A 24079-nucleotide genomic window follows, 5' to 3' on the forward strand; every position below is an offset into this window, starting at 1 on the left:
TTATAACTGTCCGGACAGCCAACTGACGCCAAGCGGCGCGAACAGTAGCGTCAGCGGGACGACGATCCACACCTGGCCGGCCAGGACATTGTACTGTGCGATGGTCTCGCTCGGCGGCGTTCCTTCGAGGAATCCGACGAGAAACTCGAAACCGACGGTGAGTACGGTCCAGCTCGCGCCGACGGCCAGCAACTCCGCTTGCGTATAGTCGATCGGAGTGGTTCCGAAGTACAGGGCTGCCACCACGATGATCGCGACCACCAACATCGCGGTCGAAAGGACGTGGCCGGTGTACTCGCCGACGCGGTCGATCAGAACGGTCTCGCGGAACACGCCGTTGGCGACAGCGATCACTGCCATCACGATCCATCTTGATACAGCGAGGGAATCGCGCCCTTCCCGTGAGTGACGAGTGTTCTGACCTAGTCAGAACCGAGGAACGAACAGGGCTGGAGGGAATCGCGTACGCTCTATACAGCAATCCACCGGCTATCCCACAGCTGACTCCCCAGTGTTATTTCACTATATGAGTAACTTTTATACTTACTCAAATACATATGGATACTGTGGAGCTTCGACGTACTGCCGTCGTGAAACTTGACGTAGGTGACGAGAAACTTGACGTAGGTGACGATGCTCACCGCCTTCTCCAAGAGACGATAGAGCGCTTCAAACAGGCCGCTCAGATGGCTGCAGACGACGGATGGAACGGCACTGAAGACGGCTATATCGTCACGTCGAAAACTGAACTCCACGACCGGACATACGACGCAGTACGCGAAGCGACCGACGAACTCAACGCTGACCTCGTGTGTGCCGCGCGGAATCGGGCCGCCGACGCACTCGATTCCTGTGCCGAACAACGCAAAGACGGCGAGAATCCCTCGAAACCACAATTCACGTCGGATTCAGTCGTCTACAACCGCAACGCAATCACCTACTACGACGACTACGCCACGCTTGCCACTGTGGACGGCCGTATCGAAGCTGAGTATGTCCTCCCTGACGAAGACGTCCCACCGACGACATACTTCTGTAAAGAGTGGGAGAAACGCGAAGCGACGTTGCATCACCGTGACGGCGACTACTACCTCCACATCGCTGTCGTGAAAGAGACGGACACAGAGCCGGAAGATGCCGAGAACGGAACGGTTCTCGGCGTAGACTTGAATGTGGATGGACACCTTGCCGTCACTTCGAGTGGCGCGTTCATCGGCAACGCCGACTACCTCAACCACAAACGCCGAGAATACGAAAAGCGGCGTGGGAAGATGCAACAGGCAGGAACGCGGTCGGCCCACTTGACGATGCAATCACTCGGTGGGCGATTCGCCAACTGGAGCGAAGACTACCTCCACCGTGTCTCGAAGGGACTGGTACAGGAAGCTCTCGCCCACGACTGTACGCACATCGCGTTCGAGAAGCTGAAACATATCCGCAAACGTATCTCGAACGCGTCGAAGTTCCAGCAGTGGGCGTTCCGTCGTATCCAAGAGTACACCGAGTACAAAGCTGCTGAGTATGGTATCGCCGTCGAGAAGATCGCGCCACAGTACACCAGTCAACGGTGTAGCCACGTTGACTGTAGCTTCACGCACGACGACAACAGAGACAGCGACGAGTTCGAATGTCTAAAATGTGGGCGCGAGTACCACGCCGACTACAACGCCGCGAAGAACATCGCTCGGAAACTACTCCAGAACTGGCACAAGTCTGGGTCTGGAGGGGTAACCAGTCATCTTGCCCTGAAGTCGGGGACGTTGAACGTGAACGGCATTTACACGCCTACCACCGTTTAGTGGTCAGAACGGGAGTCCACCGACAAGCTCCGCCCTTCAGGGCGGAGAAGGTGACCACGATCCATAGTGCCAGGGGATAGACGAGGACGGACGCTCGGATCGATTCAGTGCTCAATGCCATGTCGCTTGCTACGACTGGCAAGAGCATAGCCGTATCGCGCGTGATGCTTGGTGCGTCTCGACGGTGCGCCGTGTGGGGGGATTCCCGGCGGGGTCATTGATCGAAATGCGACCCACGCCACAACCGATAAATCAAATACGACTATACTGAAGTGCGGTCTGTTGGCGGGCACTCCATACCTACCGTCTCGTATCGAAATCGAACCGTGCACCGCCCTCGCTCGACTCACCGACGGAAACCGTCCAGCCGTGTGCCTTTGCGATGTCTTCGACGATCGAGAGGCCAAAGCCCGTCCCGCCCTCGTTGGTGGTGACGCCGTGGTCGAACACGGATTCTCGATCCTCGGGTGGAATCCCGACACCGTCGTCCGCGACGTAGAACCCGCCATCCGCTCGCTTGCCGACGGTGATCGTCACGTCTTTGCCGCCGTATTCTACGGCGTCGTCGGACTGCGTCCGACTGCTCGAGGGACTCCGTCCCTCGCGGTCCTGACGAGCCTGTGAGTCAGGGCTCGTGGAACCATGTTCCACGGCGTTCCGGAAGAGGTTCTCGAACAGTTGACTCAACCGACCGGGGTCACCGGCGACGACTGGCACGTCGTCGGCGACGTCCACCGTCGCCTCGCTCGTGTCGACGTAGCCCCACGCTTCCCGTGCAACGGCCCCGAGGTCGATCTCCTCCGCGTCCTCGATCGTCGTTTCACCACGGGCGAGCGTCAGGAGGTCCTCGATGAGTCGTTCGATACGGGCGTGGGCAGACTCGACCTTCGTGAAGTGTTCCGGATCGCGCGTCTCGGCGGCCACTTCGAGAAAGCCCATCGCGACGGTGAGCGGGTTCCGGAGGTCGTGGGCCACGACGCTGGCGAACTGATCGAGGCGTTCGTTCTGACGCTTGAGTTCGGCTTCACGCTTTGCCCGCGCCAGGGATGCCTCGACAGTCGAACCGAGAATCCTGAACAGGTCGACGTCCGTCTCGGAGAACTTCTGGGTCGTCGGCGATCCGGTCGAGAGCAGGCCGTACTCGCCCAGTGGGACCTGGACCTCGCTTCGCATCTCCGTGTCCTCGTTGTAGCGTCCGGCCTGTTCGCTGACGTCGTCGAATACCTGCACTTCGCCGGATTCGAACGCGTCCCAGGCGAGGCTGTCTCCAGGCGTGAACCGCGGCGATTCACCGAAGAGTTCTCTCGCCTTTGACGTCTCGGTGATCGGGACGAGGGCGTGTTCCCGGTCGTCGTATGCCCAGATCGCGGTGGTCTCGAGTCCGAGGATTTCGACGGCAGCGTCGACAGCGAGATCTCCGATCTCCCCGGTGGACTGTGCGGCGCTGAGTTGCTGTGCGGTTCGCTGTAGCGACCGGAGACGGCTTTCGAGCTGTTTCTGCTCGGTGATGTCTTCGAGGACGGCGAGAATGCTCGTCACCTCACCGTCCGAATCCGAAATCGGCGCGACCGAGAGCAGCAGATCCAGTCGTCGTCCGTCCTTGGTTTCTCGCTGAATCTCCTTCCCCCGGATCGGGCTCCCCTCGAGTGCCGCCTGGCGATGGGCCTCGAACTCCGTCTGCCGGTCCTCGGGGACCATCGGGTTGAACTCTCCGATGACTTCCTCGCTCGACCAGCCGAACATCTCCTCTGCGCCTTTATTCCAGCGCAAGACATTTCCGTCGGCATCGATCTCCATGATCGTGAGCGGCGCTGCCTCGATGAGTCCCTCCAGGCGCTGGTTCGTCTGTTCGAGTGTGCGTTCCCGCCGTACTTGCTCGGTCACGTTTCGCGCGATCCCGACGATCCGGACGGTCTCGTCGTCGACGATGACCGGTGCCAGCGACGTCTCCCAGAATCGGGCGTCGGGGGCGACCATCAACTCCTCGCGGTAGGAGATCGGCTCACGTTGCTCGACGCACTCCCGGTAATTGGCATCGAGTTCCGCACCGCGTTCCTCGCCGAAGACGTCCCGCGGCGTCCTACCTGTGACTTCTTCGGTCGAAAGCCCTGTCTGGGTTTCATACCCCGGACTGAGCTGTGCAAACTGGAACGTGGGTTCCTGGCCCGTCGTGTCTACGTCGAGGAGGAAGATCGCGTCGCCGGAGGTATCGAGCAACGCGTCGTACTCCTCGGCGAGTTCCCGGTACTCCCGTTGCCGTTCCTTCCGTTCGGTTATCTCCTGGGAGAAGACAGTCAGGCCGTCCTCGTCGGGGAACACGCGGACGTCGACCCAGTACCCGAAGGGCTCGCCGACGTACTGTTCGAAGGAAACCGCTTCGCCGGTTTCCATCGCCGTCCGGTAGCGTTCTTCGAGTTCCGTCCCCACGATCGACGGGAACTCCTCCCAGAGCGTCTTGCCGACGACGGCGGCCGGCTCTCGACCCACGCGCTCGCCCATCTTCTCGTTCATGTATTCGATCCGCCAGTCGGTGTCCACGGCGTAGATCGCGTCGGTCGCCCGTTCGAGCGTCCGACGGAATCGGTCGCTCATCCGATCGGCGGCGGCCCGCTTTCTGGCGGCGTCCACCAGCGTCTCGATCCGCCGGGCCAGCAACTTGAACTTCTCCTGATTCGGCCGGATCGGAATGTAATCGGAGACGTCGGCCCGCGTCGCGCGGCTCGCGACTTCCTCGCTCCCTCGTCCGGTGAACAGGACGGTCGGGAGATCCTCGTCCGCCGCCTGGACTTCTTCGAGCAGGTCGATCCCGGTCCCAGCTGGGAGCGCGTAGGACGTCACCACGCAGTCGACAGCGATCGTCGCAAGTTGCTCCATCGCCGTCTCCGCGTCAGCCGCCGTCCGCACGTCGATATCTCCGAACCGTGACAGTTTCGTCCGGACCAGGTCCGCGAACGCACTGTCGTCGTTCACGTATAGCACCTCTATCGGTCCGGAAGCACTGTCGTCAAACCGAGCCATCCTACAGGGACTAGCCAGCGTGGCTATATGAATCGTTGGTAGCAGTCCTCGTTTTTTGCGACGGTGATCGCCGTGGTGTGTTCGCGTCCGACCACATCGAACCGTCGCCGTCTGCACTCGTCCGCTCGTCATCGAGCACTCATCACCGTCACTGGATCGAAGTCGCTGGTGGCTCGGTGACCATGCCGACGCTGGTGAACGAAAAGCGCGTCCCTTCGTCGCCGGTCTCGACCGTCCCGTCCCACCCGTGGCCGGAGACCACCCGCTCGACGATGAGCAGTCCCAGGCCACGGCGCTCGCTCCCGAAGGACCCGCCGAACAGCGAGTCGGCGATGGCTGGCGGGAGTCCTGGTCCGTCGTCGGCGACGACGAACCCCTCGTCAGTCCCCTCGACGGTTACCCGGACGCCCGGCTCGCAGTGTTCGTCGACGTTCCGAAAGAGGTTCTCGAACAACTGCTGAAGTCGGGACGCGTCGGCACGGATCGTCCGGTCGTTCTCCACGGCGAGTACTGCGGATTCCGGACCGACGGTCCGCCAGGCCCGCTGGGCGATCTCCGCCAGTGAGACCGGTTGACGCTCGCCGACATCGGCCCCCTCGCGGGCCAGCGAGAGCGTCTCCGTGATGAGGTGTTCCATCCGATCCAGGGAGTCGAGGACCGTCTGCAGGTGGGTCGCCTCGGGATCGGAGACGGATTCCGCGACGAGTTCCGTATACCCACGCGCGCCAGTCAGCGGGTTCCGCAAGTCGTGGGCAAGGACGCCCGCGAACTCAGTCAGGCGTTCGTTCTGTGCGTCGAGTGCCTGGTGGTGTTGTTCCCGTTCGATCTCGTAGCTGATCCACTGCGTGAGCAACTGGACGAACCGCCGCTCGTCGTGAGTGAAGTCCCGCTCCAGCGGGTGCTCACCCGAATAACAGAGGGTGCCGTACACCTCGCCGTCGACGACGACGGCATCGCCGATGTAACACTGCAACCCCGTCGCGTCGCGGGCGACGTCGTCGGTGTACGGGGAGTTCTCGGCGTCGGCGACTACGAGCATCTCGCGGTCGGCGACGACGTGGCGACACCACGTTTCCCCGAGTTCGTGGGTCGTCCCTGCCTCGTAGGTGCCACTTTCGATGGTCGAGTCGACGATCTCGTACTGGCCGGCACCCGTATACGACAGGACGCCGTATTCGAGGTCCAGCCGATCCCGTCCGAGCGTGATCGCTCGTTCGATCTTCTCGTCGAGGGAGGCGGACCGATCGGTGCCGAGTTCGAACAGATCACGAAAGTAATTCCGAGACGTTTCCCTGGCCATGCCCATTGGTGCCAGCCAACGGGGGAAAACGTTTGGTTGCGGAGGCACCGCGGAACCCCCGAACTACCGTTCCGTCAGCGTGGAACGCTCCCGTCACTCGTCGTCGGTCGAGAAGCCGCTGCGTTCCATCACGCCCCACGATTCGACGCCGCGGAGGTACTCCAAGAGGCCCCGCCAGGCGACGAGCGTCTTCCACTGTCTGTAGCCGAAGTTCTCGAGGACGCCGTACCACAGCAGGCGCAACACCTGCCACGGACTGTCGTAGCGGTTGAAACTCCAGACTTCGCTGAAGACGCCGAACCACGACAGGAAGACGCCGAACCCGGTCGTCAGGAGGAAGAACATGACCGCGAACTCGAGGTTGAGTGCCCCGAAGTACCACGCCACCGGGATCACGACGTACCCGAGCCCCTCGATGAGCGGCCCGATCGTCTCGGCAGCGACGAAAAACGGCATCACCAGCGTCCCGACGCGTCCGTACCGGGGATTGAACATCATGCTTCGGTTCGTGATCACCGTCTCGACCATCCCCCGGTACCACCGCCGGCGCTGCCGGCTGAGGACTCGGCGCGTGCTGGGGACTTCCGTCCAGGCGACCGGTTCCGGGACGAAATCGACCGTGTACTCCCGGTCCTGTTCGGTCAGGTGGCGGTGAAGGCGAACGACGATGTCGAAGTCCTCGGTGATGGTATCGTGTCGGTAGCCCCCGATCTCGCGGACGGTCTCCGTCTGGAAGAGCCCGAAGGCCCCCGAAATGAGGATGAGTCCATTGAGCCGGTTGAGCCCGAGCCGTCCGGAGTAGAAGGCACGCAAGTACTCCATGACCTGCAACCCGGGGAGTCCTGTCCCCGGAAGCGAGACGTCCGTGACGAGCCCGTCCTCGATCGTACACCCGTTGGCGACCCGGATGACGCCGCCGGCGGCGACAGCGGTCGTCGGTTCCTTCAGGAACGGCGTCACGAGGTCTAACAGCGCGTCCCGATCGATTATCGTGTCCGAGTCGACGGCACAGAAAAGCGGCATGTCCGTCAGCCAGATCCCCGCGTTGAGCGCGTCGCTCTTGCCGCCGTTGTCCTTGTCGAGGACGAGGAGTTCCTCGTACGTCGTCGACCGGTAGACGTCGTGAATGTCTGCGGCAGGGACGTCGAAGGGGATCTCCGCCTCGACGGTCGCCAGGTCGAACGTCTCGACGAGTCGGTCGAGTGTCGCGTCGGTCGACCCGTCGTTGACGACGACGACCTCGATATCCGGGTAGTTCAGTGCGAGCATCGATCGGACGCTCTCGACGATCGTGGTTTCCTCGTTGTATGCCGGCACCACGATCCCGATACCGGGGTAAAAGGGAGTACTGAACTTCCGGAACGGGGGGTTCCACCGCGATTCCCTGACGTCCTCTCGGAGTTCGAACAGCGCCAGAACGTGCAAGAACAGGTACCCGACGTTGATCAGCGCGTAATACCCCACGACGAACACGCCGAACGCGGCGAGTACCAGCAGAACCGCGTGGGCGATCGTGTGCATCTCAACTGTACACCCTGGTTCCGCGACGGGCGAGGTCGTTGTACTCGGCGTGTTCGAGGCTCCAGTCCCAGGCCCCTCCCAGGACGGCCGGCGTCTCGGGATCGATGCGGTCGCGGCGATCGACCAGCGCCGCCGTTCCACGCTCCATGGCTCGGGGATGTGTTTCGCTCACCAGCGCGTACAGGAGGATGCTCAGTGCTGACTGGTCCCCCCACGCCCCGAGCATCTCGTAGACGGCTCCCCGGACACGGGGTGACGGGTCCGCGATAGCCCGTTCGAGAAACGCCCGGTCCCGGACGGTTTCTCGCCAGCCAAAGCTCCCCAGTGCCCGCGCCGAGGCGGCTCGGATCGCTTCGTTTTCGGTCTCCAGGGCCGCGGTCAGCCACGAGAGGTCCTGGTCGCCGACGCTCGTCTCTAGCTGTGCACAGACTGCGAGGACTTGCGCGAGCAGCGGTTCGTTCCAGGTTCGATACGCCGCCGCGGCCGTCTCCAGCAGCGGTGTCGGGTTCGATCGCGAGACGCGGTAGAGCGTGTCCTGGCCGAACACGGTGAACTGCCCGTCGACGCCGTCTAAGAGTATCGAGACGCCTTCCCGCGCCCCCTCCAGCCGATCTGTCTCGGACAGCAGTGTCACGGTCGCCGCCCGCTCTCGCGGCGTCTCCGGTACGAAATCGGCTGCCAGATACGGCTCGGGATCGCCGAGCAACGTCAGCCAGGTCAGGGCGTCGAGACGCTCGAACTCGTCGCCAGCGTCGAGCTGGCGGCGTGCCCGGTCGGGAATCCCCAGGGCGACGCCCAGCCCCTGCAGTTGCGCTCTGTCTCCGCCGTCGAGTTCACGGAGAAACTCGTCGAGCAGCGATTCGGCGACCGTCAGTTCGGTCCCGGAGCGTCCCTCGACCCACGCTTCCCAGTCAGGATCGTCGGCAAAGAGTCCTTCGAGCATTTCTTCCCGGAGTCCGTCCTCGACGCGATCACGGCGGTCGTCAACGACCGATCGGTAGACCGACCAGCTGATGGTAACGTACAACGAGACGGCGAGCAACAGTCCGATCACGAGCGCGACCAGGACCAGGACGACGCTCAGCGGCACCTCGTACCCGAACACGCCGATGGCCCCCGCCATCACGACGTCACCTCGCGAGGCTCGCCCCCCGTCATCGGAGGTGTCGCTGCACGCGGGCCAGTAGCTCCGCGCTCCGGAACGGCTTCGAGATGTAATCGTCGACGCCCGCGTCGAACCCTTCGAGGACGTGCTCCTCCCGGCCGCGGGACGTGAGCATTATCACTGGCAGGTCGGGTGCAACGTTCAGTTCCGCGTTCCGCAGCATCCGAACGAGTCGCGTCCCGTTGAGGCGGGGCATCATGACGTCGACGACGAGCGCATCGGGTTCGTACGCGGTCGAGAGCAGATCAGCCGCCTCTTGCCCGTCCTCGCAGGCGCGAACCTCGTGCCCGGCCGCCTCGAAGCGGTGACGCAGGAGTTGCCGGATCGTCGTGTCGTCGTCGACGACGAGGATGTTTGCCGCCATCTACCCGACGTTGGGGCGGGCGTCCCAAATAAACCCCGCATCGACGCCCCCTCGCATCGTCGACACGCTAATGACGGTCCCTGCCCTGGCCCGACTGTGAACCGCCGTCGATTCCTGTCCGGTCTCGGTACTGCTGGTTTCGTCGGCGTCGCGGGGTGTCAGTCGACGGATCGGACGGCACCGTCTCTCCGGTATCGGGTCGGCGCTGACGGTTTCGAACGTCGGTCCGAGGGCGACGTCGAGGCACTCACGATCAGGGGCGTGAATCTCGGGATGGCGAAGCCGGGGTATTTCCCCGGCTCAGCCGCCATCGAACGGGCCGAGTACGATCGGTGGCTTTCGGCAATCGGTGAGATCGCAAATCTGGTCCGGACGTACACGATCCACCCGCCAGCTTTCTATCGCGCCCTCCGGGCCTACAACGACGATGCCCCGGAGCCGCTGTTGTTGTTGCAGGGGACGTGGGTCCCGACGGCTGACCTGCTCGAAGCCGGGGACGCTACCGCCCTCTCCCCGACGGTCGATCGGGAACTCCGCCGGACCGTCGAGGTCGTCCACGGGGACACGACACTCCCTGATCGCCCCGGACACGCGAGTGGCTCCTTCGACGCCGACGTCAGCGACGTCACGCTGGGGTACCTCTTCGGTATCGAGTGGCCACCGGAGGTGGTCGAGGCGACCGACGAAGCCGGTGCTGACGACGACTTCGAGGGATCGTTCGTTCGGACGACCGGTGGCTCCCCCTTCGAACAGTGGCTCGCCGGCCGGCTCGACACCCTCGCGACCCACGAGACCGACACCTATGGCGTCCAGCGCCCGCTGTCGTTCGTCAACTGGGTGACGACCGATCCGCTCTCTCACCCATACGAGCCGTTTCGGAACGAAGATCGAGTCAGCGTCGACCCCGACGCGATCGGTGCGACCGAGGACTTCGACGCGGGCACGTTCGCGTCCTATCACGCCTATCCGTACTACCCGGACCTGCTGAACGAGACACCGGAGTACGTCGAGTACACCGACCATCGCGGGGAGCCAAACAGCTACGCCGGATATCTGCATGACCTGATCGGCGCGACCGCTCAATCGGTGGTGATCGCCGAGTTCGGCGTCCCGAGTTCACGCGGGATCGCCCACCGCGACGTTCACGGACGCGATCAGGGTCGCCACACCGAGCGCGAGCAGGGCGAAATGGTGGCCGCGACGTATCAGGACATCCTCGCCGCGGACGCGGCGGGGGGCATCGCCTTCTCCTGGCAGGACGAGTGGTTCAAGCGCACCTGGAACCTCGACGCACGATCGGTCCCTGGACGACGACCCCACTGGTCGAACGTCGAAACCCCGGAACAGCGCTTTGGCCTCCTCGCGTTCGAATCGCCCGACGGGATCGCGCTCGATGGCTCTCCCGGGGACTGGGCCGACGCGACGGTGGCTCGACCCGCGGAATCGACCGACGCTCCCGACGAACGGACGCTGACGGGACTCCGTGTCTCCCACGATCTCGAAGGCCTCGCGATCCGTTTGGCGTTCGCATCGCTTCCCGACCCGATGCGATGGGACCGGACAGGCGCACTCGTGACGGTCGGACTGACGGGTCGCGAGCGGACGCTTCCGATCGGCTCTGGACTCACGTCGACGGCGGATTTCGTCGCCAACCTGGGCGGCCCGGACGAGTCGAGGCTGCTGGTCGAGTCCTCCTACGACGCGTTCGCCCGCGAGTTCGGGGGGAGCGCGGGACTCGATCTCGACGCGTATCGCGAGGGCCGCGCCGGGTTCGTCCCCGTGCGCGAACCGATCAACCTCGGGTATACCGTGCCGCCGACCGGCGAAGTCGTCCCCTTCGAGGCCGTCGAGACCGGACGACTCCGGTACGGGAACGGCAACCCCGACGCTCCGGACTACGACTCGCTGACCGACGTCCACGTCGACCCCGCAAACGACGTCGTGGAACTCCGCCTCCCGTGGCTCCTGCTCAACGTCGCCGATCCCTCGACGCGACAGCGAATCGCGACGGACTGGGACGCCGGGCTGGACGTGACTGACTTCGATGAGGTTCGCGTGGCCGCAGCGACCTACGATCCACGCGATGGGGAGACATCACCATCCGGGACGGGCGTCGATTCGGTTGCACACGCCCTCCCTGGGCGAGCCGGCACTCGCCTCGAAACGACGTCGTACTCCTGGCCGTCGTGGGACCGGCCCGCCTACGAGGAACGTCTCAAACAGTCCTACCACGTGCTCGATCGGACGAACTGGGGTGAGAACGAGTGACCCGTTCGGTGATCACTCCAGACGTCGACGTCAGGTTCGGCGTCTGAGCCGACCACGCACGAACGGCCGGACCGGCGTCACGCCGAGTTCGAAGCGATCCATCTCGACGACGTCGAAGGCGTCGTCGCCCGCGAATCGCGAGGCCGTGCGTCGCGTGAGGTGACATCCACCGGCGACGCGCTTCCAGGCCGGCGCGACGGCCGTCTGGACCCGTTCGCGCCACCCGTCGTCGGCGACGTGTTCGAGAAACCGGAACTCCCCGCCCGGGCGCAGGACTCGCCGGACTTCCGACAGTGCTCCCTCGACGTCGGGCACGGTGCAGAACACCATCGAGGACACCACGGCGTCGAAGTGATCGTCGGGGAACGGGAGGTCGGCCGCGCCGGCGTCGTGGAGTTCGACGCGCTCGCCGTCTTGGACCCGCTCACGCGCTCGCCGGCGCATGTGTCGGTCGGGTTCGGTGGCGTGGACCGTCGCCGCCTCGTCGAAATAGGGGAACATCGCGCCGGTACCCGCGCCGAGGTCCAGAACGGTCCCCGAGAGCCCCTTGGCGAGGTACTCCCGGTGGGGTTCGAGGATCGTCCGTTCGGCGTGGGCCATCGCCGGATCGTAGATCGCGGCGAACAGCGGGTGGGCCGGGTCGCTTTCGCTCATTACCAACAGTAGCGGATGCTTCGGGGTGGGTCTTGGTTTCCCGGCCGTTCTTGACTCCTCTCTACCCCGAACGATTTCACGCCTCGGCCCTCACTGGAACCATGGAGTGGCTCAACGAACCTCTCGACTGGCAGGAAGCCGACGACCGACTCACTCTCAGCGTCGACTCCGAAACCGATTGCTGGCGCGTGACGGCCCACGACTTCGTTCAGGACGACGCGCCCTTCTACTATCGCGAGGTCGCCGGTGATTTCACCGCTCGGGTGACCGTCACCGGCGCGTACGCCGACCAGTACGATCAGGCCGGGCTGATGGTCCGCGAGGACGAATCGACCTGGCTGAAGACCGGGATCGAGTACGTCGACGGGAGCCAGCAGGCCAGTACCGTCATCACTCGCGACTTTTCCGACTGGTCGGTCTCGCCGCTGGATGACGACCCCGAGTCCGTGTCCGTTCGCGTCGAACGGACCGGTGAGACCGTCGAGACGTTCATCTCCCGGGACGGCGAGTCTTTCCGGATGCTCCGTCAGGGGTATCTGACCGAGGCCGAGACGCTCTCTGTCGGGATGATGGCCGCAGCGCCGACTGGCGAGGGGTTCGACGTGACCTTCGAGGACTTTTCGGTCGAGTGAGCGTCGAAGATAACGCTCGTCGATGACGCTCTCCGAACAGCAACCGGTTGCTTTACTATCTGGAACCCACAGGTCACGGGTATGAACGGATTCACGGACCGATTCAGCGATCGACTCGAACCCCTGGGCGTCGCTGCGGGCGTCTTTCTCGTCGTGATGAGCCTGCTGACGGTCGTCGGGATGCCCTGGGCCACCAACGGGAGCATCGCGGTCTCGATCCTCCAGCTGCTGGGGATCGTCGGGACAGTCGCCATCGGTGTCGGGTTGGTGTGGCTCGTCCGAACCGAATAGAACAGGGTTGCGGTGGGGACAGCTATCCCTTTCTCGGGAGGAACGCGATCGCCACCAGCATCGCGGCTGCGAGCCCGCTGAGGAGCGTCACGCCCCAGAGGCCGTTGTGGCGCTCGGTGAAGTACTCCTGATCCGCAAGTTGCTGCTGGTAGGTCTCGTAGGCGTCCCCCCGTGGCAGGATCTGGACCTGCGAGGAGCCACTGAAGTGCGTGAAGTAGGGCTGGCCGGCGAGGGTGACATTCGCGCCCTCGGCGAAGCGGACGGTCTCTGTCCGGACGCCGTCCCACGCGAGCGTGACGCCGTCGGGCGTGACGGCGTGGATCGTCGTCTCGTTGCCCGCGTACTGGATCGTCTCGCCCTCCTCGAAGGTCGCGGTGTCCGGTTCTGGCAGGTACGCATCCAGCGGCGTCGTCGCGTTGTCTGCCCGGTGGACCACCGACTCGACGCCGTCGACCGTCACCGTCTCGTTGTACACTGACCCGTCACGGGCGAGTCGATCCTCGACGGCGAAGCGCTGGCTGAACGTGACCACGGACGGGTCGGTGGCGTTCTCGACGGCTACCAGGTACGGTTCGGCCCAGCCGAGGGTCACCCCGTCGGCGTCGATGGCCGTGACCGTCGTCTCGTTACCCTGGTAGGCGAGGTCGTCACCGACGGCAACGCTCTCGTTCACCGAGGCGTTCTCGACGTGGGTGAGCGTCGCCGTCGGTGGCTCGGCCGAGGTGTTGGTCTCGACCCGGTACGTGCCGTTCTCGTAGGCGAACGTCGAGCCATCGGCGAGCGTGCTCGACCAGCGCGCCCGCTGGCCGTCCCACTGTACTTCGAGTGGCGAGACGGTGGTATCGTTCTCGAGCGTCACGGTGAATACGGCGGATTCGTTCGTCCAGGAGAGCGCTCCGGAGTCGCTCCCGGCGTCGACGCTCTCGACCGTGTACGTCCGGTCGCCGACGTCGAGCGTCGCCCCGGCCGCGTATTCGTCGCCCGAAAGCGACACTGTCGGCTGTTCGGCGATGCCGACGAACGCGTATGCTCCAAGCCCCACGAGAATGAAAAACGCGGCATAGATCGCCGCAGCGCGTCGTTGCATACCTCCTCGGTCCGCGTGTGCGCCCAATAATGGTTTTGGCACCGGCCAATTGGGTCGATTCCGTCCGGCGGACGCTCCCCTGGCGGAACGACCGCTCTACGCAGGCCGGGAGCGAGGAAGCACCCGATGACGCCGCGGCGGCACCAGGAAGTTGCCCCGATGCGTCGTGAAGATGTACTCCAGGATGCCGTTGTTGACACGCTGGCGGATCGCCGGTTCGTCGGTCAGGTCGGTCCCGTTCATCGCCTCCCGGACCGCCTCGAACGCCGAGATACCCCGCTGGAGCGACGGGAAATGGAGGGCGGCGACGTCGCCGTCCGTCGACTCCACGTGGCGTCGCAACAGCCGGACGTTGCCCTCTCCGTCGCGGTTCGCGCGAGCGGCCTTCTGGGCGTGGCCGACCCGTCCGAACTCGCGAGCGTGTTCGCGGACATCTTCGATCATCGCCGGTGTGAGTCCGCTATCGTTGCCGAGATTCTTGCCGACGCCGTTGACGAGCGCGTTCTCGGCGTGGGCGGGACTGAACAGTCCGGCGACGCGTTGCTCGAAGTCCTTCTCGCCGTACCAGTCGTCGAGGCGCTGGCGAAGTCGGGCGACGTGCTTGGTCGTCCCGCCGGCGAAGGCCCCCTCCTCGATCGTGACGTAGTCCTCGGTGGCCTGATTCCCCCGAAAGCCGGCCTCGAAACCCATGAACAGCGGCGAAGCCTCCGGGACGGGATTGCCGTCCGGAATCCCCGCGACGTCCTGGCGCTCGGCCGGCATCCCGGGACCGACGAATCCCGACCGGCGATCGGCGACACGCATCGCGTCCGTGAGCGGCGCGTCGACGGTGACGCCGTTGGCTTCCTCGCGTTCCCCCGTCAGCGCCGCTTCAGCCGCCAGAATCACGTCGGCACGGTCGCTGGCGAGGTGCAGCAGGGCGTCCTGGGTGTCGAATGTCGGCTCCTCGAACGGTGAGAGCCGCCGTGGCGGCGGCAGGTCGATCCCCTCGGGCAGTGACGCGTCGAAGCGCTCGAAGTACGACGGCGAGTAGGCGATCGAATGGAGGAGCCCCTCGTTCGAGCGCTCGTAGGCCCGGTCGAGCGTCCGGAGGGCGTCCCGGACGACCCTGCGATCGGCCTCGGTCGGTGTCCCCTCGTGATCGAGGTTCAGGTACAGAAGCGACTGATGTCGGGGGAGTTTGACGTTCCCGTATTCGTCGGTCCGGACGCGGTCGTCCCAGGCGTGCTGGCGCTCGGGCAGCGACGCGGGGTCGTCGACGCCCGTCGGCACAGGGTCGTCGGTGACGTCGAGACACGCGCTCAGCGCGGCTACGCCGCCGGTGGCGACGGCGGCTTTGAGGAACTGCCGGCGATCGTAGTCTTCGAGCCGTTCCATCGAGTCCCTTTGGTGAGTCGGAGGCAAAACCGCGTCGGCCGCGGCGAACGGTGCGGTGGCTGCGGTGCTGTCTCGACATTTCAGCCGCGGCCTCACACCGACAGCGTCGCCGTCGGCACGTCGAAAAAGGCTGTCTCGTAGCCCTCGTGTCGGGCGACCTGTGGCGGCGTCTCGACCGCGATCGACAACTCGCCGGTGCTGTCGGGCAACGCTGTCCCGTAGTGGTATCCCAGATCAGGGTCGATTGTCCGGGTCAACTCCGCCTCGGCTATCGACTCGCCGTCGCGTTCGAGCCTCGCCGTCAGTCCCATCCGCGAGAGATGGTAGCCGTTGTACCGCGTCCGGGGCGAGACCGCGAGGTACGACTCTGCACCGTCGACGCCTGCGGGCGGTTCGACGACCGTCGCCACGTAGCGGACGTCGCCGGCCGAGGCTGTCGCCGTCTCGCCCGGCAACTCGTCGGGTTCGGCGGCGACACCGGTCGGCACGCTGTCCATCGACATCGGTTCGAGCGCGTCGCGTTCGCCGCCACGATCGAGTCGATCGAAGCGAATCTCCCGCATTTCACTCTCGTCGAAGGTGAACTCGAAGGTCGCCGTCGCTGGTTCGCCGAACCGGCCCGTGAACGCGCCCGTCGGACGACTCGCCGTCGCGCCGACGCGGACGGCCACCGCGTAGGTCTCGCCGTCTTCGAGGCCCGGGAAGTTCGCGCCGTGGTGGACGCCCATCGGCTGAGAGAGCATCGCGTAGATCGTCTCCTCGGTGACGAGCGATCCGTCCTGTGTGATCTCGACGGCGACGCCGACGTCCGGGAGAACTATCCCCGTCTCGGCATCCCAGACGGTCGCCATCAGGTGGATCGAGTCCGAATCCTCGATCGACGTCCGCTCGCGCACGTCGCCAGTGACTGTCCAGAACCGGTGGGGATAGCTGTAGGAGAGTGCGACGGCGTAGTCGCCGACGGTGTCCATGCCGACCATATCCATCCCCTCGGCGTGGCCAGGAACGTAGATCGCGTCGGGCCGATCGTCGAGCACCGGCGGGATGTCAATCGCTCGCGATTCCAGGGTGCCACACCCGGCGAGTGCGGCAACTCCTGCCGCCGATCCAGCCACGAGAAACGCCCGTCTGTTCACGGGCCACATTGGTGACGATCGACAAAACCGGTTGCGGTCCCGGCGGTCGCTACCGGGGCACGGAGAACTGTCGCCGCGGCTGCGTTCGGTTCACGCTGTCGATTCGACGATCGGTTCGGGGCGGACTACGTCTCGACAGTCCGGACACGTCGCGTACATCGCCTCGCCGTCGGTGCGCTCGTACCGGATGATGACGCGCTCGGGCGTGATTTCGGTCCCGCATCGCGGGCAACGGCCGACTGGACGGGTGTCTGCGTACATTGTACTGAAAGGGGAACGTGGAGCGTGTGCGGCGTGTGACCAGCGACGCTCCACCCCCATCTGGATCAGCGAGGAGTAAATAACCGATCCCCCCGGAGTGAAAGTGAAACTGCTGGACAGAAACGGTATCCGCTGAGATTCGTCGCGAAACTGGTTTCACGATCGCTGGCGAAGGGCCGCCAGTGACAGACGAACGCTACCGGACGCTCGCCGGCCCCGGCGAGTCGTCGTTTACGATCTCGGGTTCGGAGTTCATCGGCCACGCCCGACCGGCCGAGACCGTCGACGCCGCCGAGACGTTCGTCGAGGAGGTCCGTGCGGAGTACGACGACGCGACCCACAACGTCCCCGCCTACCGGGTGCGAGCCGATCCGCTCCGGGCGTGGGCCAGCGACGACGGCGAGCCCTCGGGGTCGGCGGGCAAGCCCGCGCTGAACGTTCTCGACGGCCAGGAACTGGAAAACGTGGTCGTCGTCGTGACGCGGTACTTCGGCGGGACGGAGTTGGGGGTCGGTGGCCTCGTGAGCGCCTACTCGCGGGCCGTCACGGAGGCAATCGACGACGCCGGCGTCCGGGAGGAGCGGCCACACGAACGCTTCGCGATCGAGGTCGAATACGACGATTCCGGGACGGTCCGGTCGATCCTGGAGAGCGAAGGCGTCGACTTCGAAGCCAGCTACGAGGCGCGGGTGCACTTCGTCGTGCGGGTCCCGACCGTCGAGTCGGCGGCGCTCCGGGATCGGATCGCGAGCGCGACCAGTGGGCGGGCGACGGTCGAGGAGTCCGTTGAGCAGTGATGTGATCTGGGTGCAGCGGGGAAACGCTCATCTATGACTGTTCTCTACTTATGAATAATGAGTGACTCAGAACAATCAGACAACTCTGAAAAAGAGGTCGTCGCGGTCACCAAACACGGCCAGGCGACCATTCCCAAGCGGTTCCGCGAGAAACTCGGGATCGACGCGCCTGGAAAAGTGCTCTTTCGGGAAACCGAGGACGGAACGGTGATCGTCGAAGACGTCCGTTCGCCGAGCGAGATGCGGGGGTTCGCCGCCCGCAGTGAAGCCTCGACCGAAAAGTCTGCGACCGAAATCCTTCGTGAGAAGCGTGAGCGCGACCGGAACGAACGTGATGCGGCGTTTCAATCGGAGGAGTGATGTCGGTCCCGGATCCCGTCGTCTTCGACGCTGAGCCGCTCGTTGCCCATGCTGAGGACGAACCCGGAAGCGACGTGGTCGAGACGTATCTCGATGCTGTCGCGGTCGAGGACGCGACCGGCTACGTCAGCCGCGTGAACCTCACGGAATTCCGGTATACGATCGCGAGGAAATACGATCGCCCCACTGCCGACGAGTATCTCGACTGGCTCACTGAGCTCGGGGTCGAGCCGGTCGACGTTGCGGCGGTGTGGACGGCGGCGGCTGAGTGCGTCCTCAGGCACAACCCGGCGCTTGGTGATGCCTTCGCGCTGGCGACCGCCGAACACCTCGACGGGACGCTGCTAGTTGGAGGGGATGACGACTACGACGGGGTCACGGATATACCGATAGAGCGGTTCCGCGATGGCGGCGTTTGAGCGGTGGACCGTTGCACAGCACCACTTACGTCGTCCGGAACGCGCGGTCGCCGGCGTCGCCCAGCCCAGGGACGATGTAGCCGTCGTCGTCGAGGTGGTCGTCGACCGCGACGGTCAGGAGTTCGACGTCGGGGAACTCCTCGCGGAGTCGATCGAGGCCCTCGGGTGCGCTGACTGCCGAGAGGACGATCACGCGCTCGGGGTCGACGCCGTCGAGGACTTCCTCGAGGACGGCACACATCGTCGACCCGGTCGCGAGCATCGGGTCGGCGAGGATAAGCGTGTCCTCGTCGTGGATCTCCGGCAGTTTCTTGTACTCGATGGAGATGTTGAATCGCCCCTCGCTGTCCATGCCCCCCTCCTCGTCGCGGCCGGCGGAGATGACGCCCTGCTTCGCGCGCGGGAAGGCCTTGAGCAACCCCTCGACGAACGGCGTCGCCGCCCGGAGGACGTTGACGATCACGACGTCGTCCATCTCGCCGACGCGCTCGCCCTCGGTCGTTGTGAGGGGCGTCTCGACGGTGACGGGTTCGCTCTCTAAGAGGCCGTCGACGATCTCGTAGCCACAGATCCGGCCGAGTTTCACGAGTCCCTTCCGGAAGGCGACCTGTTCAGTCTCGACGTCTCGCAGTCGTGTGAGCGTGTCCCGGGCCAGCGCGTGGGAGACGACCTTCGCGCGTTCGTGGTCTTCGATAGTCATCGTCGATACTGTCGCCAGCCCGCCTCAAAGGCGTTGATATTCATTGGCGTCGTGATCGCTGTGCGTCCGTCTCTGGCAGGGGTGAGACTCACACACGCCGATAAGGCTTATACACATCGGCCCCCAGGCATTCCACCAACGGGGGCGACGCGGAACGCGTCGTTCCCGAGATATCATGGACGAGAGCGTCTCCGGATTCAAAGTTCGCGGCGGCTGGGTCGACGTGGTCGAACACGGCGAGCGCATCACACGTGCGCTCCGGGAACTCGCCGACGAACACGACGTCGACGAGGATGCCTTAGCGGAGTTCGACGACTGGCGACCCAAGAGCCACGAGCGACTCGACGAGGACGTCAACGAAAAGACCGCCCAGCAGGCCCGTCTCGACGAGGGGAAGGGCGAGAAACAGGGCAAAGATCCCGACGACGACCTCCGGACGGCCGGCGAGAAACTCGCCGATTCGTATGAAAACTTAGACGAACCCGACGAGGCCGTCGACGCGTGGGGCGAGTCGATCGATTACGTCGCTCGCGCCGCCGATTCGGCCGGCCGGAAGGCGATCCGGGCGGTCGAGGATACAGTCTATCGCAACGTCATGACGCAGGTTGCTCCCTATTACTTCGACAACGACCTCATCAGCGCGAACCTCCGGCGCATCGACGGCGAGGACCCCGAGTACGTCTTCGAGGTCAACGTCAACGACGACGACCTCAAGATTCGCGTCTCGAACAAACTCGCCGATCTTGACCAGGAAGTCGACCGCTGGCACATCGACGCGCCGAAGGAGACTGATGCCTCCGCGGCTGCCGAGGGCGTCGAGGTTCCGGACGAGGACCGCGAGTGGACCGACTCGACGACGACGTGATCGTCGCGTCGCGGACTGATTCGAGCGCGCGACCGTAGAGTATTCCCTCGCCGAGACTGAACGCCACTCAATGGGACTTCTCGTCACGGTCGCGACGCTCGTCGTCGCCGCGCTGGCGGGGCTGTTCATGGCGTGGGCGATCGGTGCGGGCTCGTCGGGTTCGACTCCCTTTGCGCCTGCCGTCGGAGCCAACGCCATCTCGGTGATGCGGGCGGCCTTCGTCGTCGGCCTGCTCGGACTGGCGGGCGCGGTGCTCCAGGGTGCGAACGTCTCCGAGACGGTCGGGTCCGGACTTATTCTGTTCCCTGACGGCGGCGGATTGACTCCGGCCGCTTCGATCTTGCTGCTCCTCATCGCCGGCGGCCTGGTCGCCGTCGGCGTGTTCAGCGGCTACCCGATCGCGACGGCTTTTACGGTGACCGGCGCAGTCGTCGGTGTCGGGCTGGCGCTGGGGGGCCAGCCGGCCTGGGGAACCTATCAGGAGATCGTCGCGCTGTGGGTCGCGACGCCGTTTCTGGGCGGCGGGATCGCCTACGTCACCGCCCGGTGGCTCCAGAGCGGGGTCGGCGGCGAGAACCGTATCGTCGCCGCACTGGCCGCTCTCGTCGGCGTCATCGTCTCGAACGTCGAGTTCAGCGTCCTCGGGGAAGCCGGCGAGGGGGCGTCGATCGCGGTCGCCGTCTCGCGAGCGGCAGGTGACCCCGCGTTCGGCCCCGTGGCAGTGACCGTCGTCGTGGCCGGTCTGTCCGCCGGCGTCCTCTATCGATCCCTCCGGACCGACCGGGCGGCCGCCCAGCGACAGTTCTTGCTCGTCCTCGGCGGGTTGGTCGCCTTCTCGGCGGGCGGAAGTCAGGTCGGCCTCGCCGTCGGCCCCGTCCTCCCGGTCGTCGATCCCTACGACGTCCCGCTGCTCGCGGTGCTGTTCGGCGGCGGGCTCGGACTGCTCGCGGGTTCCTGGACCGGCGCGCCCCGGATGATCAAGGCGCTGAGCCAGGACTACTCCTCGCTGTCCCCGCGGCGGTCGATCGCGGCGCTGATCCCCGCGTTCGCGATCGCCCAGACGGCTGTCTTCTTCGGGATCCCGGTCTCGTTCAACGAGATCATGGTGAGTGCCATCGTTGGCAGCGGCTTCGCCGCCGGTGACGCGGGAATCAGCCGGGCGAAAATGGGCTACACTGTCCTGGCGTGGGTCGGCTCGCTCGCGCTCGCGCTGGCCGCCGGCTACGCTGGCTATACGTTGCTCGCGATGGTGTGACCGGGCCGACGGTCGCGACCTCAGTCTCCGCCGTCGTCGGTCTCCGGGGCGTCGTCCGCTTCGTCCGTCGCTTCGAGTGTGTCCGCCTCTTCCAGACGCGAGATGCGGGCCTTCATGATCCGGGTGTTCTCGACCTGTTCGACGTGAATCCGGACGCCCTCGTACTCGATGGACTCACCCTCCTCGACGAGTCGCCCGGCCCGGTTGAAGATGAACCCGGCGATGGTCTCGAACTCCTCGCCCTCCGGGAGGTCGATGTCGAGGGCCTCGTTGACCTCCTCGATGTTGACCTCGCCTTTGACGGTCACGGTGTCGTCGTCGACGAACTCGATGGGAACCTCTTCTTCGCCCTCTAAGATCTCGCCGACGATCTCCTCGGTGAGGTCCTCCATCGTCACGAGTCCCTCGGTGGTCCCGAACTCGTCGATGACGATTACCATGTGGAGGCGTTCGGCACGCATCTCGGCCAGCAGTTCGTCGACGTTCTTGCTCTCGGGGACGTGCAAGGTCGGCTCGATCACGGCGTCGAGGTCGGCATCCGCAGCGCCGCCGTAGTCGCGATCCCGGACGAGGTCCCTGATGTGGACGACGCCGATGACGTTGTCGAGGCTCCCCTCGTAGACCGGCAGGCGAGCGTGGCCGCTGTGGACACACTCAGTGATTGCCTCCTCGATCGTGGCGTCGGCGGAGATGGCATCCATGTCCAGCCGCGGCGTCATGACCTCTTTGGCGATCGTTCGGTTGAATCGGAGCGTCCGCTGGAGCATCTGGCGCTCCTCCTCGTCGAGGACGCCTTCTCGCTCGCCGGTCTGGATCATGTCCCTGATCTCCTCGCGTGTCACGTAGGATGTCTCGATGGCAGCGTCACTCCCGGTCGCCCACGTGATGACAGTCGTCATCTTATCGAAGAGGACGACCAACGGATACAACAGCCGCTCGGACCATTTCAGGGGCTTTGAGATGGACAGCGCCCACGATTCGGTGTTCTCGACGGCGTAACTCTTCGGGGCGATCTCGCCGAAGAGCAGTACCAGGGTTGTGATCCCGAAGGTACTGACGGCAACCGACTGGCTCCGGGTGAGATACTCGGCCAGCAGTCCCGTCGAGATCGAGGACATCGCGATGTTGACGATGTTGTTGCCGACCAGGATCGTCACGAGCAACTTGTGGGGATCGGCTTTCAACGACTGGAGCGTCTCCGCGCCAGGCATCCCGTCCTCGACTAAGACCTCGATCCGGTGAGCCGGCAGGGAGAACATCGCGATCTCCGAGGAGCTATAGAAGGCCGACAGACCGAGCAACACGAGTATCGTCACGCCGCCGAGGGCCGTGATAAGCTCGGTCGAAAGGCTCACGTCGAATACCGTTACCGCGAGGGGCCAGCTAGTTTCGATGGGGGCTGCTGCTACAGGATCCATCAGACGCCGAGACTTGCCAGCGCTCTAAATTAAGGCTTGTTATGTGTACTGGTAGCATGTGCCTGTCGTCGCCAGTGTCTCCGTTCGCCCACCGGCCGCCGCCGAAGGGCTTACACGGCGGTCATCGTTACTCCGAGTGTGAGCCACGATGTCAGGTGAGGATCGGCTGGCGGCGGCGACTGCCGTCGTCGAGGACGGTGGGTTGGTCGTCTACCCGACCGAGACCGTCTACGGGCTCGGCGCGGACGCCCTCGACCCGGATGCGGTCGAATCGGTCTTCGAAACCAAGCGACGGGATCGCGACGACCCGCTCTCGCTGGCAGTCCCGACCGTCGAGGCTGCACTCGAGTACGTCAGGCCCTCGACGACCGAGGAGCAATTCATGCGCGAATTCCTGCCGGGTCCGGTGACGGTCGTCCTCGAAGGGGCCGAGTCCGTCCCGGACGTCCTCACCGGCGGCCGCGAGCGGGTCGGCGTTCGCATTCCGGATCACGACCTCGCCCGGGACCTCCTCGAACGCACCGGGCCGCTGACGGCGACCAGCGCGAACGTCAGCGGTCGCCCGAGCGTGACCCACCTCACGGAACTGGACCCGGAGATTCGAACGGCTGCGGGCGCGATCCTCGACGGCGGCGAGACGCCCGGGACGGCGAGTACCGTCGTCGACGTGGGTCAGGGGACCATCCACCGTCGCGGCGCGGACGCCGACGCGGTCGCGGCGTGGCTCGACGCCCACTCACAGTAGCGACCGCAGCGACCGCGTCCGGACGCCACACTCCTCGCGGTACTCACAGGACTCACACTTGTTTTGGTTGGCCACACGCGGCGGCGGTCCGTCGAGCGTCTCGAGCGTTCGGAGCGCCGAGCGATAGGTCGCCCGCCGGTGAGCCGACAGTGGGACGCGTCGGACGATCCCGTGGACGGGATACTCCGCGAAGGCGACGGGAATCTCTCGCTCGCGTTCGTAGGCGAGCGCGAGCGCGGCGGCCACCAGCCGCACCGACTGAGGCTCCCAGACCCCGGTTTCCGGTGGAGCCCCGGTGAACACCAGCGACGGCGCGACCGGCTCCTCGAGCACCTTGTGTGCGATCCCGCGACAGTCTCGCCCCTCGAGCAGAACGTCACGACCAGCCGGGTCGACGAGCCCGTCCCAGGCGTCGAGGCTGGCCTTGACTCGGCTCAACCGCGAGCGAAACTGGGTCGGCGTCACGGCGATGGGTTCTTCCGAGAGGTCGGCCTCCAGCAGCCGCGGATACGCGAAGGCGAGGTCGCGCTTGGTCTTGACTTCGGGCGGCACCTCGACGTCGGTCGCGTCCTGCCGCCGGTAGTAGGACTTGCGCGGGCAGTACGCGGCGGTCGCCAGCTCACGGAAGGTGGGCACGCCCGGCTCTG

At 65.1% G+C, this 24079-nt stretch carries 24 protein-coding genes; 10 read left to right on the top strand and 14 right to left on the bottom strand.

Annotated elements, in window-relative coordinates; genetic code table 11:
* The gene (locus tag HTIA_RS07310; protein WP_020936196.1) at positions 1-360 is read right to left on the bottom strand and encodes a hypothetical protein; all 360 of its coding nucleotides are present in this window, start codon (positions 358-360) and stop codon (positions 1-3) included.
* A 197-nt stretch (positions 361-557) separates the two neighbouring features.
* On the opposite strand from HTIA_RS07310, the gene HTIA_RS07315 reads away from it, so the two are divergent.
* Positions 558-1799 (top strand): RNA-guided endonuclease InsQ/TnpB family protein, encoded by a 1242-nt coding sequence (locus HTIA_RS07315; RefSeq protein WP_008528732.1) that lies wholly within the window; start codon positions 558-560, stop codon positions 1797-1799.
* Between the two features lie 300 nt (positions 1800-2099).
* On the opposite strand, the gene HTIA_RS07320 is transcribed toward HTIA_RS07315, so the two are convergent.
* The 5 genes from HTIA_RS07320 to HTIA_RS07340 form a co-directional block, all read right to left on the bottom strand.
* Positions 2100-4817, bottom strand: a complete 2718-nt coding sequence (locus HTIA_RS07320) for a hybrid sensor histidine kinase/response regulator (RefSeq protein WP_021029643.1) — start codon at positions 4815-4817, stop codon at positions 2100-2102.
* A 148-nt stretch (positions 4818-4965) separates the two neighbouring features.
* Positions 4966-6117, bottom strand: a complete 1152-nt coding sequence (locus tag HTIA_RS07325) for a sensor histidine kinase (RefSeq protein ID WP_008527799.1) — start codon at positions 6115-6117, stop codon at positions 4966-4968.
* A gap of 93 nt (positions 6118-6210) precedes the next feature.
* Positions 6211-7638, bottom strand: a complete 1428-nt coding sequence (locus HTIA_RS07330) for a glycosyltransferase family 2 protein (protein WP_008527797.1) — start codon at positions 7636-7638, stop codon at positions 6211-6213.
* A 1-nt stretch (position 7639) separates the two neighbouring features.
* On the bottom strand, positions 7640-8761 hold the full coding sequence (locus HTIA_RS07335) for a HEAT repeat domain-containing protein (RefSeq protein ID WP_008527795.1): 1122 nt from the start codon (positions 8759-8761) through the stop codon (positions 7640-7642).
* 31 nt (positions 8762-8792) lie between these two features.
* Positions 8793-9167, bottom strand: a complete 375-nt coding sequence (locus HTIA_RS07340; protein ID WP_008527794.1) for a response regulator transcription factor — start codon at positions 9165-9167, stop codon at positions 8793-8795.
* 96 nt (positions 9168-9263) lie between these two features.
* Between HTIA_RS07340 and HTIA_RS07345 the strand changes: the two genes are divergently transcribed.
* On the top strand, positions 9264-11435 hold the full coding sequence (locus tag HTIA_RS07345; protein WP_008527793.1) for a hypothetical protein: 2172 nt from the start codon (positions 9264-9266) through the stop codon (positions 11433-11435).
* A 30-nt stretch (positions 11436-11465) separates the two neighbouring features.
* Here the strand turns inward: HTIA_RS07345 and HTIA_RS07350 are convergent, their stop codons facing one another.
* Positions 11466-12089 (bottom strand): class I SAM-dependent methyltransferase, encoded by a 624-nt coding sequence (locus tag HTIA_RS07350; RefSeq protein ID WP_008527792.1) that lies wholly within the window; start codon positions 12087-12089, stop codon positions 11466-11468.
* Positions 12090-12190: 101 nt separating this feature from the next.
* Between HTIA_RS07350 and HTIA_RS07355 the strand changes: the two genes are divergently transcribed.
* On the top strand, positions 12191-12721 hold the full coding sequence (locus tag HTIA_RS07355) for a DUF1349 domain-containing protein (protein ID WP_008527791.1): 531 nt from the start codon (positions 12191-12193) through the stop codon (positions 12719-12721).
* Positions 12722-12802: 81 nt separating this feature from the next.
* On the top strand, positions 12803-13012 hold the full coding sequence (locus HTIA_RS07360; RefSeq protein ID WP_008527790.1) for a hypothetical protein: 210 nt from the start codon (positions 12803-12805) through the stop codon (positions 13010-13012).
* Between the two features lie 22 nt (positions 13013-13034).
* Here the strand turns inward: HTIA_RS07360 and HTIA_RS07365 are convergent, their stop codons facing one another.
* The 4 genes from HTIA_RS07365 to HTIA_RS16815 form a co-directional block, all read right to left on the bottom strand.
* Complete coding sequence (locus tag HTIA_RS07365) at positions 13035-14099, bottom strand: hypothetical protein (RefSeq protein WP_008527789.1); 1065 nt, start codon at positions 14097-14099, stop codon at positions 13035-13037.
* A 96-nt stretch (positions 14100-14195) separates the two neighbouring features.
* Complete coding sequence (locus tag HTIA_RS07370; RefSeq protein WP_008527788.1) at positions 14196-15476, bottom strand: DUF7405 family protein; 1281 nt, start codon at positions 15474-15476, stop codon at positions 14196-14198.
* A gap of 92 nt (positions 15477-15568) precedes the next feature.
* The gene (locus HTIA_RS07375) at positions 15569-16621 is read right to left on the bottom strand and encodes a DUF7350 domain-containing protein (protein ID WP_008527787.1); all 1053 of its coding nucleotides are present in this window, start codon (positions 16619-16621) and stop codon (positions 15569-15571) included.
* 81 nt (positions 16622-16702) lie between these two features.
* Positions 16703-16873 carry a DUF7837 family putative zinc-binding protein gene (locus tag HTIA_RS16815; protein ID WP_008527786.1) on the bottom strand — a complete coding sequence of 57 codons (171 nt, stop codon included), beginning with the start codon at positions 16871-16873 and terminating at the stop codon, positions 16703-16705.
* A gap of 182 nt (positions 16874-17055) precedes the next feature.
* Here HTIA_RS16815 and HTIA_RS07380 point away from each other — a divergent pair, with 182 nt between their 5' ends.
* The 3 genes from HTIA_RS07380 to HTIA_RS07390 are packed head-to-tail and all read left to right on the top strand — an operon-like array spanning position 17056 to position 18449.
* Positions 17056-17670 (top strand): IMPACT family protein, encoded by a 615-nt coding sequence (locus HTIA_RS07380; protein WP_008527784.1) that lies wholly within the window; start codon positions 17056-17058, stop codon positions 17668-17670.
* Positions 17671-17727: 57 nt separating this feature from the next.
* Positions 17728-18030, top strand: a complete 303-nt coding sequence (locus HTIA_RS07385; RefSeq protein WP_008527782.1) for an AbrB/MazE/SpoVT family DNA-binding domain-containing protein — start codon at positions 17728-17730, stop codon at positions 18028-18030.
* Positions 18030-18449: a PIN domain-containing protein gene (locus HTIA_RS07390; RefSeq protein ID WP_008527780.1), complete on the top strand. Its 420-nt coding sequence runs from the start codon at positions 18030-18032 to the stop codon at positions 18447-18449. The genes HTIA_RS07385 and HTIA_RS07390 overlap by 1 nt, the downstream gene beginning before the upstream one ends.
* Before the next feature lie 25 nt (positions 18450-18474).
* Here the strand turns inward: HTIA_RS07390 and upp are convergent, their stop codons facing one another.
* Positions 18475-19149 (bottom strand): uracil phosphoribosyltransferase, encoded by a 675-nt coding sequence (gene upp, locus HTIA_RS07395; protein WP_008527778.1) that lies wholly within the window; start codon positions 19147-19149, stop codon positions 18475-18477.
* A gap of 175 nt (positions 19150-19324) precedes the next feature.
* Between upp and HTIA_RS07400 the strand changes: the two genes are divergently transcribed.
* Both HTIA_RS07400 and HTIA_RS07405 read left to right on the top strand, forming a co-directional pair.
* Positions 19325-20014, top strand: coding sequence for a DUF5828 family protein (locus HTIA_RS07400; protein WP_008527776.1), 690 nt, complete (start codon positions 19325-19327; stop codon positions 20012-20014).
* Positions 20015-20084: 70 nt separating this feature from the next.
* Positions 20085-21269 carry an inorganic phosphate transporter gene (locus HTIA_RS07405; RefSeq protein WP_008527774.1) on the top strand — a complete coding sequence of 395 codons (1185 nt, stop codon included), beginning with the start codon at positions 20085-20087 and terminating at the stop codon, positions 21267-21269.
* Between the two features lie 20 nt (positions 21270-21289).
* On the opposite strand, the gene HTIA_RS07410 is transcribed toward HTIA_RS07405, so the two are convergent.
* The gene (locus HTIA_RS07410) at positions 21290-22687 is read right to left on the bottom strand and encodes a hemolysin family protein (RefSeq protein ID WP_020936200.1); all 1398 of its coding nucleotides are present in this window, start codon (positions 22685-22687) and stop codon (positions 21290-21292) included.
* Between the two features lie 148 nt (positions 22688-22835).
* Here HTIA_RS07410 and HTIA_RS07415 point away from each other — a divergent pair, with 148 nt between their 5' ends.
* Complete coding sequence (locus tag HTIA_RS07415) at positions 22836-23432, top strand: L-threonylcarbamoyladenylate synthase (protein ID WP_020936201.1); 597 nt, start codon at positions 22836-22838, stop codon at positions 23430-23432.
* Here the strand turns inward: HTIA_RS07415 and HTIA_RS07420 are convergent.
* Complete coding sequence (locus HTIA_RS07420) at positions 23424-24068, bottom strand: CRISPR-associated protein Cas4 (RefSeq protein WP_020936202.1); 645 nt, start codon at positions 24066-24068, stop codon at positions 23424-23426. The two genes, HTIA_RS07415 and HTIA_RS07420, sit on opposite strands and share 9 nt — an antisense overlap.
* Positions 24069-24079: the final 11 nt, after the last annotated feature.

The organism is Halorhabdus tiamatea SARL4B, assembly GCF_000470655.1.
Taxonomy (GTDB): domain Archaea; phylum Halobacteriota; class Halobacteria; order Halobacteriales; family Haloarculaceae; genus Halorhabdus; species Halorhabdus tiamatea.